The following is a 2,518-nucleotide window of genomic DNA, read 5'->3' on the forward strand; positions in this document are numbered from 1 at the left end:
AAGTTCTGATCCAGAGTACCACGAGACACGTGAAACCTTGTGGGAAGCAGGGAGGACCACCTCCCAAGGCTAAATACTACCTAGTGACCGATAGTGGAGAAGTACCGTGAGGGAAAGGTGAAAAGAACCCCGGAAGGGGAGTGAAATAGAACCTGAAACCCTGTGCCTACAACCGATCGAAGCACTTTATATGTGTGACGATGTGCTTTTTGTAGAACGAGCCAACGAGTTACGATATGTAGCGAGGTTAAGTACTTAAGGTACGGAGCCGAAGGGAAACCGAGTCTGAATAGGGCGCAAAGTTGCATGTCGTAGACCCGAAACCGGGTGACCTATCCATGGCCAGGATGAAGCGACAGTAAAATGTCGTGGAGGTCCGAACCACGTTGGTGTTGAAAAACCATGGGATGAGCTGTGGATAGCGGAGAAATTCCAATCGAACTCGGAGATAGCTGGTTCTCCTCGAAATAGCTTTAGGGCTAGCGTCGATTAACTGAGTACTGGAGGTAGAGCACTGAATAGGCTAGGGGGCATACCGCTTACCGAACCTTATCAAACTCCGAATGCCAGATACTTTTATTTCGGCAGTCAGACTGCGAATGATAAGATCCGTAGTCAAAAGGGAAACAGCCCAGACCATCAGCTAAGGTCCCAAAGTGTAAGTTAAGTGGTAAAGGATGTGGGATTTCTAAGACAACTAGGATGTTGGCTTAGAAGCAGCCACTCATTTAAAGAGTGCGTAATAGCTCACTAGTCAAGAGATCCTGCGCCGAAGATGTCCGGGGCTAAAACTTACCACCGAAGCTATGGGTGTGCACTTAATGTGTACGCGGTAGAGGAGCTTTCTGCATTGGCTGAAGTCGTACCGAAAGGAGCGGTGGACGATGCAGAAGTGAGAATGTTGGCATAAGTAGCGAGAGCCAGGTGAGAATCCTGGCGGTCGAAAATCTAAGGTTTCCTGGGGAAGGCTCGTCCGCCCAGGGTTAGTCGGGACCTAAGGCGAGGCCGAAAGGCGTAGTCGATGGACAACAGGTTGATATTCCTGTACCACTAGCGTACGTTTGTACAGATGGGGTGACGCAGGAGGATAGGATGTGCACACTATTGGATGTGTGTCTAAGCACTTAGGGAGTTTCGGTAGGCAAATCCGCTGAAACAATTCTGAGGTGTGATGGGGAGCTAATTTTAGCGAAGTATCTGATTCCACGCTGCCAAGAAAAGCCTCTATGGAGGAAGCTAGTGCCCGTACCGCAAACCGACACAGGTAGATGAGGAGAGAATCCTAAGACCATCGGAAGAATTGCTGTTAAGGAACTCGGCAAATTGACCCCGTAACTTCGGGAGAAGGGGTGCCTACGAAAGTAGGTCGCAGAGAATAGGCCCAAGCAACTGTTTAGCAAAAACACAGGTCTCTGCTAAAGCGAAAGCTGATGTATAGGGGCTGACGCCTGCCCGGTGCTGGAAGGTTAAGGGGATTGCTTAGCGCAAGCGAAGGCATGAACTTAAGCCCCAGTAAACGGCGGCCGTAACTATAACGGTCCTAAGGTAGCGAAATTCCTTGTCGGGTAAGTTCCGACCCGCACGAATGGCGTAATGATTTGGGCACTGTCTCAACAGCAAATCCGGCGAAATTGTAGTGCAAGTGAAGATGCTTGCTACCCGCGATTGGACGGAAAGACCCCGTAGAGCTTTACTGCAATTTAGCATTGAGTTTCGGTATTATCTGTACAGGATAGGTGGGAGACTTGGAAGCAATGGCGTCAGCTGTTGTGGAGTCGACCTTGGGATACCACCCTGATAGTACTGGAATTCTAACCGGAGGCCATGAATCTGGTCACGGGACATTGTTAGGTGGGCAGTTTGACTGGGGCGGTCGCCTCCTAAAAAGTAACGGAGGCGCCCAAAGGTTCCCTCAGAACGGTCGGAAATCGTTCGAAGAGTGCAAAGGCAGAAGGGAGCCTGACTGCGACACATACAGGTGGAGCAGGGACGAAAGTCGGGCTTAGTGATCCGGTGGTTCCTCGTGGGAGGGCCATCGCTCAACGGATAAAAGCTACCTCGGGGATAACAGGCTGATCTCCCCCAAGAGTCCACATCGACGGGGAGGTTTGGCACCTCGATGTCGGCTCGTCGCATCCTGGGGCTGAAGTAGGTCCCAAGGGTTGGGCTGTTCGCCCATTAAAGCGGCACGCGAGCTGGGTTCAGAACGTCGTGAGACAGTTCGGTCCCTATCCGTCGCGGGCGTAGGAAATTTGAAGGGAGCTGTCCTTAGTACGAGAGGACCGGGATGGACCAACCTCTGGTGCACCAGTTGTCACGCCAGTGGCATAGCTGGGTAGCTATGTTGGGAAGGGATAAACGCTGAAAGCATCTAAGCGTGAAGCCCACCCTAAGATGAGATTTCCCATAACGTAAGTTAGTAAGACTCCTGGAAGACTACCAGGTTGATAGGTGAGGGGTGTAAGCATGGTAACATGTTCAGCTGACTCATACTAATAAGTCGAGGGCTTGACCTAAA

At 51.1% G+C, this 2,518-nt stretch carries 1 rRNA gene; it reads left to right on the top strand.

What is annotated here, in order from left to right:
* Window positions 1-2,516 (top strand): 23S ribosomal RNA (locus tag AC07E4_RS08190); the annotation flags it as partial.
* Window positions 2,517-2,518 lie beyond the last annotated feature (2 nt).

The organism is Clostridium amazonense, from assembly GCF_056431285.1.